The organism is uncultured Devosia sp., from assembly GCF_964244875.1.
In the GTDB taxonomy this organism is placed as follows: domain Bacteria; phylum Pseudomonadota; class Alphaproteobacteria; order Rhizobiales; family Devosiaceae; genus Devosia.
In genome coordinates this window covers 71,582-84,575 of record NZ_CAXTKA010000013.1, presented here as the reverse complement: position 1 = coordinate 84,575, position 12,994 = coordinate 71,582, and the positions used below count along the sequence as shown (strand labels likewise).

General features: G+C 63.4%; 16 protein-coding genes. 9 read left to right on the top strand and 7 right to left on the bottom strand.

Annotated elements, in window-relative coordinates; all coding sequences use genetic code 11:
* Positions 1-2 precede the first annotated feature (2 nt).
* The gene (locus ACFE8X_RS14610) at positions 3-1,028 is read left to right on the top strand and encodes a peptidoglycan -binding protein (RefSeq protein WP_375452220.1); all 1,026 of its coding nucleotides are present in this window, start codon (positions 3-5) and stop codon (positions 1,026-1,028) included.
* A 205-nt stretch (positions 1,029-1,233) separates the two neighbouring features.
* Here the strand turns inward: ACFE8X_RS14610 and ACFE8X_RS14605 are convergent, their stop codons facing one another.
* Positions 1,234-3,051, bottom strand: a complete 1,818-nt coding sequence (locus tag ACFE8X_RS14605; protein ID WP_375452219.1) for an ABC transporter ATP-binding protein — start codon at positions 3,049-3,051, stop codon at positions 1,234-1,236.
* A gap of 213 nt (positions 3,052-3,264) precedes the next feature.
* On the opposite strand from ACFE8X_RS14605, the gene rpmE reads away from it, so the two are divergent.
* Positions 3,265-3,486 (top strand): 50S ribosomal protein L31, encoded by a 222-nt coding sequence (rpmE, locus tag ACFE8X_RS14600; RefSeq protein WP_375452218.1) that lies wholly within the window; start codon positions 3,265-3,267, stop codon positions 3,484-3,486.
* A gap of 230 nt (positions 3,487-3,716) precedes the next feature.
* Here rpmE and ACFE8X_RS14595 read toward each other — a convergent pair whose 3' ends face one another.
* The gene (locus tag ACFE8X_RS14595) at positions 3,717-4,235 is read right to left on the bottom strand and encodes a DUF1465 family protein (RefSeq protein ID WP_375452217.1); all 519 of its coding nucleotides are present in this window, start codon (positions 4,233-4,235) and stop codon (positions 3,717-3,719) included.
* 299 nt (positions 4,236-4,534) lie between these two features.
* The gene (locus ACFE8X_RS14590; RefSeq protein WP_375452216.1) at positions 4,535-4,717 is read right to left on the bottom strand and encodes a DUF1192 domain-containing protein; all 183 of its coding nucleotides are present in this window, start codon (positions 4,715-4,717) and stop codon (positions 4,535-4,537) included.
* A gap of 198 nt (positions 4,718-4,915) precedes the next feature.
* Between ACFE8X_RS14590 and ACFE8X_RS14585 the strand changes: the two genes are divergently transcribed.
* The 3 genes from ACFE8X_RS14585 (at position 4,916) to ACFE8X_RS14575 (ending at position 8,325) form a co-directional block, all read left to right on the top strand.
* Positions 4,916-5,644 (top strand): DUF1013 domain-containing protein, encoded by a 729-nt coding sequence (locus ACFE8X_RS14585; protein ID WP_375452215.1) that lies wholly within the window; start codon positions 4,916-4,918, stop codon positions 5,642-5,644.
* Between the two features lie 64 nt (positions 5,645-5,708).
* Positions 5,709-7,538 carry a monovalent cation:proton antiporter-2 (CPA2) family protein gene (locus tag ACFE8X_RS14580; protein WP_375452214.1) on the top strand — a complete coding sequence of 610 codons (1,830 nt, stop codon included), beginning with the start codon at positions 5,709-5,711 and terminating at the stop codon, positions 7,536-7,538.
* 25 nt (positions 7,539-7,563) lie between these two features.
* Positions 7,564-8,325: a sulfite exporter TauE/SafE family protein gene (locus ACFE8X_RS14575; RefSeq protein ID WP_375452213.1), complete on the top strand. Its 762-nt coding sequence runs from the start codon at positions 7,564-7,566 to the stop codon at positions 8,323-8,325.
* A 63-nt stretch (positions 8,326-8,388) separates the two neighbouring features.
* Here the strand turns inward: ACFE8X_RS14575 and ACFE8X_RS14570 are convergent, their stop codons facing one another.
* The gene (locus ACFE8X_RS14570; protein WP_375452212.1) at positions 8,389-8,565 is read right to left on the bottom strand and encodes a YdcH family protein; all 177 of its coding nucleotides are present in this window, start codon (positions 8,563-8,565) and stop codon (positions 8,389-8,391) included.
* Positions 8,566-8,717: 152 nt separating this feature from the next.
* Between ACFE8X_RS14570 and ACFE8X_RS14565 the strand changes: the two genes are divergently transcribed.
* The 4 genes from ACFE8X_RS14565 to rpsU all read left to right on the top strand — a co-directional run bounded on the left by ACFE8X_RS14565 (position 8,718) and on the right by rpsU (position 11,062).
* Complete coding sequence (locus tag ACFE8X_RS14565) at positions 8,718-8,933, top strand: YdcH family protein (protein WP_375452211.1); 216 nt, start codon at positions 8,718-8,720, stop codon at positions 8,931-8,933.
* Between the two features lie 76 nt (positions 8,934-9,009).
* The gene (gene purE, locus ACFE8X_RS14560; RefSeq protein WP_375452210.1) at positions 9,010-9,504 is read left to right on the top strand and encodes a 5-(carboxyamino)imidazole ribonucleotide mutase; all 495 of its coding nucleotides are present in this window, start codon (positions 9,010-9,012) and stop codon (positions 9,502-9,504) included.
* A gap of 4 nt (positions 9,505-9,508) precedes the next feature.
* Entirely contained in the window at positions 9,509-10,597 is a 1,089-nt protein-coding gene (locus ACFE8X_RS14555; protein ID WP_375452209.1) for a 5-(carboxyamino)imidazole ribonucleotide synthase, read from the top strand.
* Positions 10,598-10,762: 165 nt separating this feature from the next.
* Positions 10,763-11,062: a 30S ribosomal protein S21 gene (gene rpsU / locus ACFE8X_RS14550; protein ID WP_375452208.1), complete on the top strand. Its 300-nt coding sequence runs from the start codon at positions 10,763-10,765 to the stop codon at positions 11,060-11,062.
* 59 nt (positions 11,063-11,121) lie between these two features.
* On the opposite strand, the gene ACFE8X_RS14545 is transcribed toward rpsU, so the two are convergent.
* The 3 genes from ACFE8X_RS14545 to ACFE8X_RS14535 are packed head-to-tail and all read right to left on the bottom strand — an operon-like array spanning position 11,122 to position 12,960.
* Positions 11,122-11,493, bottom strand: coding sequence for a hypothetical protein (locus tag ACFE8X_RS14545; protein ID WP_375452207.1), 372 nt, complete (start codon positions 11,491-11,493; stop codon positions 11,122-11,124).
* Between the two features lie 9 nt (positions 11,494-11,502).
* Positions 11,503-12,297, bottom strand: a complete 795-nt coding sequence (locus ACFE8X_RS14540; protein WP_375452206.1) for an alpha/beta hydrolase — start codon at positions 12,295-12,297, stop codon at positions 11,503-11,505.
* Positions 12,298-12,321: 24 nt separating this feature from the next.
* Positions 12,322-12,960, bottom strand: a complete 639-nt coding sequence (locus ACFE8X_RS14535) for a DsbA family protein (protein WP_375452205.1) — start codon at positions 12,958-12,960, stop codon at positions 12,322-12,324.
* Between the last annotated feature and the right edge of the window lie 34 nt (positions 12,961-12,994).

Sequence of the window (12,994 nt, the reverse complement as noted above, 5' to 3'; positions counted from 1 at the left end):
CCATGCCCGGAGCCCGCTCCCGCCGCAGGATCGAGGCCAATTACTGGCCCGGCTTCGTCGACGCCCTGTCGAGCCTGCTGCTCGTCATCATTTTCATGCTGTCGCTGTTCATGCTGACGCAGTTCTTCCTGGGCAGCGAGATCCAGGGCAAGGACACCGCTTTGTCGCGCCTCAATTCGCAGATCGCCGAGCTGACCGACCTGCTGCAGCTTGAGCGCTCAAACTCCGACGACCTAACCTCCCAGCTCGCCAATCTGCAAGCCACGTTGTCCAGCGCCAATGCGGAAAATGCCGAGCTGAGCGGGCAATTGGCCGGTATCGGCACCGGCCTGTCCAGCAAGGACGAAACCATCGCCGGCCTGACCGATGAGTTGTCCGATGCGCAGGACCTGTCCGACGAGGCCAATGCCCAGGTCAGCCTGCTCAACCAGCAGCTGGCGGCCTTGCGCACCCAGATCGGCGCGCTGGAAGCCGCCCTCAATGCTTCGGAAACTCGCGATACCGAATCTCGCACCCAGATCGCCGATCTGGGCAAGCGCCTCAACCTGGCACTGGCCCAGCGCGTGCAGGATCTATCGCGCTACCGCTCCGATTTCTTCGGCCGGCTGCGCCAGATCCTGGAAGGCCGCGCCGATGTGCGCATTGTCGGCGATCGCTTCGTGTTCCAGTCCGAAGTGCTGTTCGATCCCGGCCAGGCCACCGTCCAGGCCGCCGGCACGCCCGACCTCGACGCTTTGGCGGCCGCCATCCTGCAGCTGGAAACCGAGATCCCGTCCGACATCAACTGGGTCCTGCGTATCGATGGCCACACCGACAAGCGCCCGATCTCCAACGTCCAGTTCCCTTCAAACTGGGAACTCTCGGCCTCGCGCGCTATTTCGGTAGCCAAGTACCTCGTTACCAAAGGCGTCTCCCCCAACCGCCTGATCGCCGCCGGCTTCGGCGAATTCACCCCCCTCGACCCCGGCGACACCGAAGAAGCCTACCGCCGCAACCGCCGCATCGAGTTCAAGCTGACGGAGGGGTGAGGGCATTGAGTTACCAGTCGTCACCCCTCGCCCCTTGTGGGAGAGGGACAGACATTGACGCGTTCAGCGGAAATGTCAGGGTGAGGGGTTCTGCGCGCGCCCATACTTCAATGCACAAGCAAGAGACCCCTCATCCGCCCTTCGGGCACCTTCTCCCTCAAGGGGAGAAGGGTGATGACTGAAAATTACGCGAGGAGCAGGAGGACTACCCCTCCGCCTCATCCAGCCGAAACTGCAACTTCGCCAGCTCGGCATAACGCCCGCCTTTGGCTACAAGCTGGTCATGCGTACCCTGGTCGATGATCCGCCCACCATCGAGCACCAGAATCGTATCGGCATCGCGGATCGTTGCGAGCCGGTGGGCAATCACCAGCGTCGTGCGCCCCGCCATCAGATGCTCCAGGGCCGTTTGCACCAGCCGCTCGCTTTGTGCGTCAAGCGCGCTGGTCGCTTCGTCCAGCAACAGGATCGGCGCGTTCTTGAGTATGGCGCGGGCGATCGCCAGGCGCTGCTTCTGCCCGCCAGACAGCATTACCCCCCGCTCGCCCACGATGGCGCCATAGCCCTGCGGCAAATCCATGACGAAATCATGCACCAGCGCCGCCTTGGCCGCCGCTTCGACCTCGGCATCGCTCGCATCGGGCTTGCCGAAGCGGATATTTTCGGCGACAGTGCCGGCAAAGATCGTCGGCTCCTGCTCGACATAGGCAAACCGCCGGCGCAGCTCGAGCGGCGACACGTCGCGCACGTCCAGCCCATCCACCTTGATCGCGCCGCCGGTGACATCGTAAAATCGCTGCAACAGCGACAGGGTCGTCGACTTGCCCGAACCCGAGGCGCCCACCAGCGCCACCGTCTGCCCCTTGGCTACGGCAAAGCTCAGGTCGTGCAGCACCAGATCGCGCCCGGCGCCCTCGTAACTGAAATCGACATGCTCGAACACCACGGTCCCCAGCGGCGGCACCGGCATGGGCCTGGGATTCGCCGCCACCTCGATCTGCGGCTCGGTATCGAGGATTTCCACCAGCCGTTCGGTCGCGCCGGCCACCGATTGCAGCGTGCCCAGCACCTCGCTGACATTGGTCAAGGCGCCCGACGCCATCAGCGCGTAGATCAGGAACTGCGCCAATTGCCCGGCGCTCACCGTGCCCTCGAACACCGAACGGGCACCCCACCAGACCAGGAAAACGATCGCCGAGGTCCCCAGGAATATCACCAGCGCCACCAGCGCCGAGCGCGCGAACAGCCGCTTGACCTCGGCCTGGTAGCTCGCCTCGCTGCGCTCGTTATAGACCCCGGACTGCACCTGCTCCTGGGTGAACGACTTGACCGTGCGCGTCGCGCCCAGCATTTCGGTCGCCATCGCGGACAGATCCGCCAGGGCATCCTGCGTGCGCCGCGACATGCCGCGCAATCGTCGCGAGTAAGCGATTAGCGGCAACAAGATCGCCGGTGCCGCAATCACCACGGCCAGCGTCAGCACCGGGCTGGTCAGCAGCATCATGATCAGCGCGCCGATAATGGTGACCACCGAGCGCAGAGCCAGCGAGCCGCTCGAGCCCACGGCGCTGCGGATCACCGCCACGTCGCCATTGAGCCGGCTGGTCAGTTCCCCCACCCGGTGGGTGTCGAAATAACGGGCATCGAGGCCCAGCAGGTGCACGAACACGGCCTGGCGCAAATCCGCCAGTACGCGCTCCCCGATCACCGAAATGAAGTAGAACCGTGCCCCGCTGGCCAGGCCCATGATCGCGGCGATGCCCACGATCAGGTAGCCGTAACTGGCCACGTTGGACAGGTTCTGCTCGACAAAGCCCTGGTCCACCACGCCGCCCAGCGCCGCCGGGATCGCCAGCGAGGCGATGGTGGAGATCAACAGAAAGGTAACGGTCAGCGCCAGCCGCCACGGATAGGCCAGGACGAACGGCAACAAGCGCCGCAGCGGCTGCAGCTTGCGCGGCGTCGGCAGGGGCGCGGCAAGGGCTTCGGCATTGGCGGGCAGCGGGACGGCCTGGTCGGTCATGGCAGGGGCTTGTCATCCACAAAAAGCGGCGCGCCTCGGCGCGTCCGGCATTCCAGCTACATAAGGACTGCCCAAACACCCCGCAACCGCTTTGTCCGAGACATATTAGCTCACGGGCAGCCCTTGCAGATTTGCCGGGATTTCGCTATGAAGCCGCCAACACCTGTTTCCTGTTCTCCGGGCGCCACGGCGCCCGTTTGATTTGAGGCTATCATGAAGAGCGATATCCATCCGGACTACCACCTGATCAACGTGGTGATGACCGACGGCACCAAGTACCAGACCAAGTCGACCTACGGCAAGGAAGGCGACACCCTTCAGCTCGATATCGACTCCAAGACCCACCCGGCCTGGACCGGCGGCACCGGCCAGCTGCTCGACCGCGGCGGCCGCGTCTCGCGCTTCAAGGAACGCTTCAAGGGCCTCGGTATTTAAGGCCAGTTCCCAGCGAATTCAAAAGCCCGGCCATTGCGCCGGGCTTTTTGTTTGGGCGAGACAACTATCCTTGCGTATCATTGTGGCACGCCCTCGTGGTTCGAGGGTCGCTACGCTCCCACCTCACCATGAGGGCTACTCAGGCAGCACGATTTTCCAGTAGCCCTCATGGAGAGGTGCAAGCCTTCACGAGCCTCGAACCACGAGGGCGTGGCGCGATGACCCAGTAGCTACGCTCGCCCGAACGCCGCCTTGAGCCGCGCCAACTGATCCACGATACCGTTGGCCGTCCCCGCATCCGCAAGGCTTACCTTGCCGCGCTCCAGAACGTCGAACTGCATGACCTTGTCGAACAGGCGGTCGCCCTTGTCGATATAGGCGCGCAGCACGGCGGGCAGATGTTCGTAGCCCGGTCCGCCGCGCTCCGAGGGGGTGGCGGAAAACTTGACCTTTTCCTTTTCGGAGCGGGCATTTTCGGCGGTGATTTCGCCTTCGTTGACCGCCCGCTGCAGCAATAGCCACGAGGCCAGCTGCATCAGCCGCGTCGTCAGGCGCATGGACTCGGTGGCGTACAGAAACGATGACTCGCGCGGCAACAGCCGGCTATCGGCGCGCCCGTCGCTATCGAGATAGGACGCGACCTCCTCGATCAGCGTCATGCCCTCGCGATACAACAGGTCGAACCCGCCCGACGCCACGATGCGCGGGCCGATGGCGATCGCCTGTCCCTTGTCGCTGATCTCGGCCACGCATCCTCCACAGGCTTTGCGCGCCAGTCTAGCGGCAAACCGCGCCCCCGTCATCCCCGGACTGCCAACAGCCTGAAAAGAGCTTTAAGATCAAGCACCTGCCCAAAACAGCAAACAAAAAAAGAGCCGTAAGAACGGCTCTCGAAGTTAACAGGGAGGCGTCAAACAGAGGGAGAAATCGCTCTGAACATCCAGAAAAGCCTGAACAAGGCGAGGTTACCGCCCACTCGTTAATTGCACGTTAACAGCAGCCAATTTCTTAACCTTACCCCTTGCCTGACCGCCGAACCCAAGCCCGGTTAAAACTTGAACAGGGCATCGGCATCGGTGCGGGTCTTGTTGCGCGCCGCGATGGCCCCGTTCAGCCGTGCGATCTCGGCCTCGAGCATGGCGATCCGCTCCTGCAATTCTTCCACCGACATGGCATCGAGCACCATGCCGACTTGGTGCCCCAAGGGTTTGCCGATCCCGTCCTCGTCCATCCCCGCCTCCATCGGTCCAATCCAAGCTTAACCCGCTTCCGGCTATGTGCAACACGGCTTTGCCGCGATGGTTGCAGCGACATTGTCGTTGCAGTTTAACGACCAAACCCATATATTGTGTGTGTTCCCCCTCAGCATCACGCAAAGAGGCGGAGCGGCCCGGAGGAAGACCGGCCGCGCCACGAGGAGAGTATTATCATGACCCAGCCCTTGCTGATGCCCAAGGCGACCGCCGTTTGGCTGGTCGACAACACGGCGCTGTCGTTCGAACAGATCGCCGCGTTCTGTACCTTGCATCCGCTTGAAGTTCAGGGCATCGCCGATGGTGACGTCGCTGGCGGCATCATGGGCGCCAATCCGATCCAGAATGGGCAGTTGACGCGCGAGGAAATCGAGAAGGCCGAAGCCAATCCCAATTATCGCCTGACGCTGCTGGAACCCAAGGTGCGCGTCGCCGCCGCCAAGCGCAAGGGCCCGCGCTATACCCCCATTTCGCGTCGCAACGAGCGCCCCAATGCCATCAAGTGGCTGGTCCGCAACCATCCCGAGCTCAAGGATGCCCAGATCATGCGCCTGGTTGGCACCACCAAGTCGACCATCGATTCGGTGCGCGAATCCACCCATTGGAATGCCGCCAACCTGGCGGCAATGGACCCGGTGACGCTGGGCCTGTGCAGCCAGATCGATCTCGATCTCGAGGTCAAGCGCGCCTCCAAGGGTGTCGTCGGCCCCGACGAGGCCGAGGAAGGCACGACGCTGATGACCGCCGAAGAGGCGATGGCCCGTTCCGGGGCGCGCGGCCACAGCGATCCCGATGCCCCCGATTTCGGCACCGGTGCCAACCACGCGCCCGAGCAGCAGGACGAATTCGACGCGGACTCGGTCTTTGCCCGCCTCAAATCGCTCAAGAGCGACACCGACAACTAGCATGTTCACCCCATAGCGCCGGCAGGAGACTCATCTGGAAAACAATCTCCTGCTGGCCATTTTCGTGCTTCTGGCCGCCAGTGTCGCGCTGGTGCCGCTGTTCAAGGCCATGGGGCTGGGCACCGTACTCGGCTATCTCGCGGCAGGCGTGCTGATCGGCCCCTACGGGCTGCGCCTCGTCTCCGATACCGAAACGATCCGCCACGCCTCCGAATTCGGCATCGTCATGATGCTGTTCCTGATCGGACTGGAGCTGCAACCCTCCGAAATCTGGCGCATGCGCCACAAGGTCGTCGGCCTCGGGCTGACCCAATTGCTGCTGACCGCCGCTTTGCTCACCGTGATCATCCAGGCGGCCGGCCTGAGCTGGAATGCCGCCGTCGTTATCGGGCTGGCGCTCGCCATGTCCTCGACTGCCATTGCCATGCAGACGGTCGAGCAGCGCGACATCACCAAGACCGATACCGGCCGGGCTGGCCTCGCGATCCTTCTGGTCCAGGATGTCGCGGTTATTCCTATCCTCGCCGCCATTCCCATCCTGGCCACTTCCGGTATCAACCAGGCCGTCGGCGTCGATATCGCCGATGCCGTCGAAGCGCTGGACAATCCCACCGATTGGATTACCCCGCTCACCCTGATCGGGCTCTTCATTGCCGCAATTATTGCCGGGCGTTATCTGGTGCGCCCCCTGCTCGGCTACGTGGCCCGCACCGGCGTGCGTGAAGCGTTCACCGCCCTGGGGCTGGCACTGGTCATCGGCGCCGCGCTCCTGACCCAGTATGTCGGCCTGTCGCCGGCCCTCGGCGCCTTTATTGGCGGCGTGCTCCTGGCCGACAGCGAATATCGCCACGAGCTGCAAAGCAATCTTGAGCCGTTCAAGGGCTTGTTGCTGGGGCTGTTCTTCATCTCTGTGGGCATGTCGATCGCGTTTTCGATCATGCTGACCGAGCCCTTGCGCCTTTTGGCCCTGGTGGTGGGGTTTGTCGGTGTCAAGTTCGCCGTGCTGTTCGCGCTGGCCACCATTTTCCGCATGCACCTGGCCGATCGCCTCCTGCTGGCGATCCTGCTCAGCCAGGCCGGCGAGTTCGCCTTCGTCATCCTGCAGTTCGCGCAAAGCTCCAATGCCTTCGAGGGCGTCGAATACGATCTGCTGTCGGTTTCCATCGCCGCCTCGATGGCGCTGACGCCGCTGCTGCTGCTCGCCTTCGACCGGCTGGTAGCGCCCCAGCTCGACGCCCGCCGCGACGCCCGCGACAGCGACGACATCGATGACCGCCACAAGATCGTCGTGCTCGGCTATGGCCGCTTCGGGCAGATCGTCACCCGCCTGCTGCGCGCGCAGGGCTATGAAATGACCCTGATCGACGACGATCCGGCCCAGATCGACCTGGTGCGCAAGTTCGGCGTCAAGGTGTTTTACGGTGACGCTTCCCGGCTTGACCTGTTGCACGCCGCCGGCGTCGCCAGCGCTGAACTGGTGGTCATCACCGTGGGCGGGCGCGACCGCATCTCGACCATCGCTCGCAATCTGCATCAGCATTTTCCCGACGTCACCATCGCCGCCCGTGCCATCGATCGCGGCCATGCCCACGAATTGATGGAGCTGGGCGTGGAGGTGTTCGAGCGAGAAACCTTCCTCTCGGCCATCAGCCTGGGCGCCAAAGTGCTGGCGAGGCTGGGCTATAAACCCGAAGCGGCGCTGGCCCTCGCCAAGGCGTTCGAGGAGCACGACAACAAGCTGTTGCACGACAGCTTCGCCGTGCGCAACGACGAGGACGCCTATGTGGGCCTGGTCCGCCAGTCCATCGGCCTTCTCAACGACGCCATGGCCGCAGACCGCCTGCCCGGGCCCCGGCGCCCCGTTGACGAATCGCCGTCCCCGCAGTCTGACTGACCCCTGTTTCCCGCCGAGTTTGCCCATGCCTGATCCCTATTTCGTCGCGGTCGCCGTGATCGCGGTGCTGATCGTCGGCCTGTCCAAGGCCGGCCTCCTGGGCAGCCTGGGCGTTGTCGGCGTGCCGCTGCTGGCCCTGGTCATGCCCGCCCGTGATGCCGCAGGCATGATGTTGCCAGTGCTGATCGCCATGGACGTCATCGCCGTCTATGCCTATCGCAAGGAATTCTCCTGGCAGATTCTCAAGATCATGCTGCCCGGCGCCGCTATCGGCACCCTGATCGGCTGGGTGCTGTGGTCCTTCGTCTCGGACGCCGTGGTGCTGCTATTTGTCGGTATCGTAACCTTGCTGTTCGTGCTCGACGCCGTATTGCCGCTGCGCAAGAAGCTCGAGGGCCTGCCGCCATCAACCCCTTGGGGTGTGTTCTGGGGCGGCTTTGCCGGCTTCACCAGCTTCGTTTCACACACGGGCGGGCCGCCGTTCCAGATCTACGTGCTGCCCCAGCGCCTGTCGCCAGCGCTCTATTCAGGCACGTCGGCGGTGTTTTTCGGCATCGTCAACACCGCCAAGCTGGTGCCATACTTCTTTCTGGGCCAGCTCTCGGTCCAGAATCTCGAGCTGTCCGCGGCCCTGATCCCGGTCGGCATCGTCGGCGTGCTGCTGGGCATTTACCTGGTGCGCCGCATCTCGGCCAAGTACTTCTACCAGATCGCCTATGTCCTGGTGTTTTTCCTCGCCCTCAAGCTGATCTGGGACGGCGCCCAGGGCGTATTCTTCGGCGCATAAAAAAGAGCCGCGGCGTATGGCCGTGACCCTTATTTCCCGACTGGGGAAAAACTTTTGCCGCACTTAATAGGCGTTGGCGCCCGTGAACTTCGTCAACTCGTCCTTGACTTCGAGTTTTTTGCGCTTGAGCGCGCTAACCGTCAGATCGTCGTAGCGGGTATTCTGCAATTCGGTCTGGATCTGGCGATCCAACTCCTGATGCCGCCTTTCGAGCGCCGCGATGTGGCCTTCAGTCGTCATAACAACTCCTTTAAGCTTGGTTGACGCGCCTATCGTCACAAAAAATTCACGTCTTGTCGACCGTCTTCATGTGCAAACGAATAGAAGGTGCAAAACCGCACACAATCGGCTAACCAGATGTTGGCGTTCTGCGCTTCGGGGCCCCTCCAACCATGCTTGAGCTGACCAGAGAACAGGAAGCCGGATTTGGGCTGGAACTGGCCACCAAACGCCAGGAACACGCCGACCTGGACGCCGCCATCCACACCCTGACCAATTCCCAAGTCGCCGACCGGATGCTGATTCAGCGCCTCAAGAAGCGCAAGCTGGCGCTCAAGGACCGCATCGCCCAGCTCGAGAATATTCTCATTCCCGATATCATCGCCTGAGCGCGCCGCGCCTTGAGTTGTGGCGACATTTAGGCTAATGCCGCGCTTTGCGGGAGCGATGAGGGGATCAAGCTCTATGCTCACCAAGCCGAGCGTCGCCATCGTCATGGGCAGCCAGTCCGACTGGCCCACCATGCGGCTGGCCGCCGAAACCCTGGAAACGCTCGAAATCGAATACGAGGCGCGGATCGTCTCGGCCCACCGCACGCCCGAACGATTGGTCGAGTTCGCCGGCAGTGCGCGTGACGAGGGGTTCAAGATCATCATTGCCGGGGCCGGCGGCGCCGCCCATTTGCCGGGCATGATCGCCGCCATGACGCCGCTGCCGGTGCTTGGCGTTCCGGTTCAATCCAAGGCGCTCTCCGGCCAGGACAGCCTTCTCTCCATCGTGCAGATGCCCGCCGGCATTCCAGTGGGCACCCTGGCCATAGGCCATCCCGGCGCAGTCAATGCCGCTTTGCTGGCGGCCGCAGTGCTTGCGCTCGGCGACGACGAACTGGCCGATCGGCTCGATGCCTACCGCGCTCGCCAGTCCGCCCTGGTTCCCCTTTTTCCCACCGATACCGAGTAGCCGCGTGCCCCAGACCACTCCGCTGCCGCCCGGCACCATGATCGGCATCCTGGGGGGCGGCCAGCTTGGCCGCATGCTGTCCCTGGCAGCCAGCCGGCTGGGCATGCGCACGCATATCTACTGCCCCGATCCGCACAGCCCCGCGTTCGAGGTGACCGCCCACAGGACAGTCGCCGCCTATGATGACGAGGCCGCACTCGCCGCCTTCGCCGCTGCCGTCGATGTCGTCACCTATGAATTCGAGAACGTCCCCGCCGCGACCGCCGAGTTCCTCGCCGCCCGCAAGCCTTTGCGTCCGGGTGCCAACGCTCTGGCGATCTCGCAGGACCGGCTGGCCGAAAAAGCCTTCCTCGCCAGCAAGAACATCCCCGTCGCTCCCCACTACCCCGTTGCAACCCTCGCCGACCTGGACGCTGCCATCGCTGCTTTAGGCCTGCCCGCCGTGCTCAAGACCACGCGCCTGGGCTATGACGGCAAGGGCCAGCGTGTGCTGCACCATCTCGACGACGCCGCGCAGGCCTTTGCGGCGCTCGACCCCAAGCCTCTGGTGCTGGAGGCCTTCGTGCCGTTCGAGCGGGAAATTTCCGTCGTCGTCGCCCGCAACCTTGCCGGCGAGGTCAAGAGTTTCGATCCCGCCGAAAACGTCCACCGCGACCACATTCTGTTCACCAGTACCGTGCCGGCCGCTATCCCCGCAGCGCTGGAAAAACATGCCGGCATGATCGCCAAGGCCATCGTCATCGCCCTCGACTATGTCGGCGTGCTCGGCGTCGAATTCTTCGTCGTCCCTGGGGATCAGCGCCCAACCCTGCTGGTCAACGAAATCGCGCCCCGCGTGCACAATTCCGGCCACTGGACCGAGGCCGTGTGTCTCACCAACCAGTTCGAGCAGCACATCCGCGCCATCCTCGGCTGGCCCCTGGGCGATCCGGCCCGCCTGGCCGATGTTGTCATGCAGAATCTGATCGGCGACGAGGTTCTGGCAATTCCCGCCGCATTGACTGGCCACGCCCAACCCCATCTCTATGGCAAGACCGAAGGACGAGCGGGGCGCAAGATGGGGCATGTCAACCGGCTGCAGCCGAAGCTTTGAACGACGCCAAATAGTTGTTTTTCACGCGGCCGACAGTGGACAAGCATGCGCCCTTGGGCTATAGAGCGGCCCACGGTGACCGGCTCTGCTGGTCGGCGCAGGTTTTATTTGACCTTGTGCTATCATCCAACACATTGTTTCAAGCTTCGAAAGGGCGGTTGACCTTTGCAAGTAGTCGTTCGCGATAATAACGTTGATCAGGCGCTGCGCGCGCTCAAGAAAAAGCTGCAGCGCGAAGGCGTCTTCCGCGAAATGAAGCTGCGCAACTACTACGAAAAGCCCTCCGAAAAGAAGGCGCGGCAGAAGGCCGAAGCCGTGCGTCGTGCCCGCAAGCTGGCTCGCAAGCGCGCCCAGCGCGAAAGCGGCCTGCCCGCACCGACCCCCGCGCCGCGTCCCGGCCAGAGCGCTCGTCCCGGTGCACCCGGCGCCGGTGCGCCGCGCCCCGAGCGTCCCGCATCGTTCTAAGTTTTGCTGTAGAGAATTTGAAAACGCCGTCCCTCGGGGCGGCGTTTTTGCTTGTCCGATCAGGGCGTCGCCAGGTCGACCGCGACGAGGGCCTCGCCAGCCGAAATCCGCCGCGCCAGCGCGGCCGCTTCGCTGGCGGTAAAGCTGCCGCTGATCACCACAGATCCCTCGACAATCGGCGTCTGGATACGCGGCGACGACACCACGGCGCCGTCGATCAGCAGATCGAGGATTGCCCCCACATGCCGCGTCGTCAGCTTGGCGAAGGCCTGCCGGGTGCTGGGCTCCAGTTCCACCACGATGGTTGGCTCGCCGCCAAACGTTGAGGGCTGGACCGACGCGCTTTTGATCGCCAGAGGCAGCGGCGCGGCGATAGCGCTCGTGCCCATCAGCGCCATCATTCCAACGATCAGCATCCTGCGCATTGCCATTTTCCTCGCCTAATGTCCCGCTGCCGCTTCCGAGCGCTCGAAAAACGGCTCCGCTTGGCCCCATAGCCCGCGATCCCACAGATCGCCATGGGTGCCGTCCGGCACGATCCAGAGCTTGTCCTTACGCGGCACGAGTTCGTAGAGCCGCTGGCCATTGGACACATCGATCGTCGTGTCCGCCGTCCCGTGGGCGATCAGCACCGGCTCGGCGACATCGGCGATCCACTGGTTGACCGGGAACTGGTCCAGCATCACCAGTCCCACAGGCAGCAACGGATAGCGCTCGCCTGCCACCGATACCGCCGACAGGAACGGCGTTTCCAGCAGCAGCGCGTCGGCGTCGCGCACGCTGGCCACATAGGTGGACGGCCCCGACCCCAGCGAGCGGCCCCAGATCACCATGGGAAAGCCCTTGCTCGCGGCCCAGTCGAAAGCAGCCACGGCATCGTCGAGAATGCTCTGCTGGCTGACGCTGCCGCGTGACGCGGGAAAGCCGCGATAATCGAACGCCAGGAACCCGTAGCCAGCCTGCATCCAGGTGGCGTAGCGCTTGTGCTCGGCCGTGAAGCTGCCCGAATTGCCCTTGTAATACAGGATCAGCGGCTTGCCCGACCGCGGCGCCGCGTACCAGCCGTTGACCACGCTGCCATCCACGGGAATGGCGACATCGGCCGCCCCGACGATCGCCGTGTCGGCCAGCGGCGTGATCGCGCCCTTGGTGTCATATTGCAGGTCGCGCTGCATCGCATACATGGCGCCGACCACGGCACCATAACCCAAGACCAGAATGATCAGCAGTCCCAAGACAAGAGGTCGAACGATACGCACTCAGGCCTCTTCCAGTGTCTTGGCAATAGCTTTTTCGAACACGTCCTGCGGCTGCGCGCCGCTCAGCGCATAGGTTTCGTTGAACACGAAAAACGGCACGCCGCGAATGCCCTGGTCGGACGCCTGCGCCGCCAACTGCTCGGTGATGGCCAGTTCATTAGCGTCGTTCATCGCATCGATCGCATCGCCCCGATCGAACCCGAACTCGACCGCGATATCGGCCAGCACATTGTCGTCGTTGATCTGGCGGTGCTGCAGAAAATAGGCCTCGGCAATGGCATTGGCCAATTCATGCTGCACGCCGAGCGGCTTGGCCAGCCTGGTAATGGTATGCGCCTTGGCGGTGGGAAACATCCGCGGTTGTTGCGACAGATCGAGGCTAATCCCGGCCGTCATGGCCTCGCTTTCGACGCGATCCCACATTTCCTTAGGGTCCTTGCCGTACTTTTCACGCAGCATGTCCGCCACGACGACGCCTTCGGTCGGTGTTGCGGCATCCAGATAGAATGGATGGTTGTCGATGATCACCTCGACATCCTCGGGCAAGTCGGCAAGCGCCTTGTCCAGCCGTGCCGAGCCTATCAGGCACCATGGGCAAACGACGTCGGTGAATACGTCGATCTTGAGAATTCGGGACAATCGCACATCCTTCGCGCCGGCGAACACGTCTCGC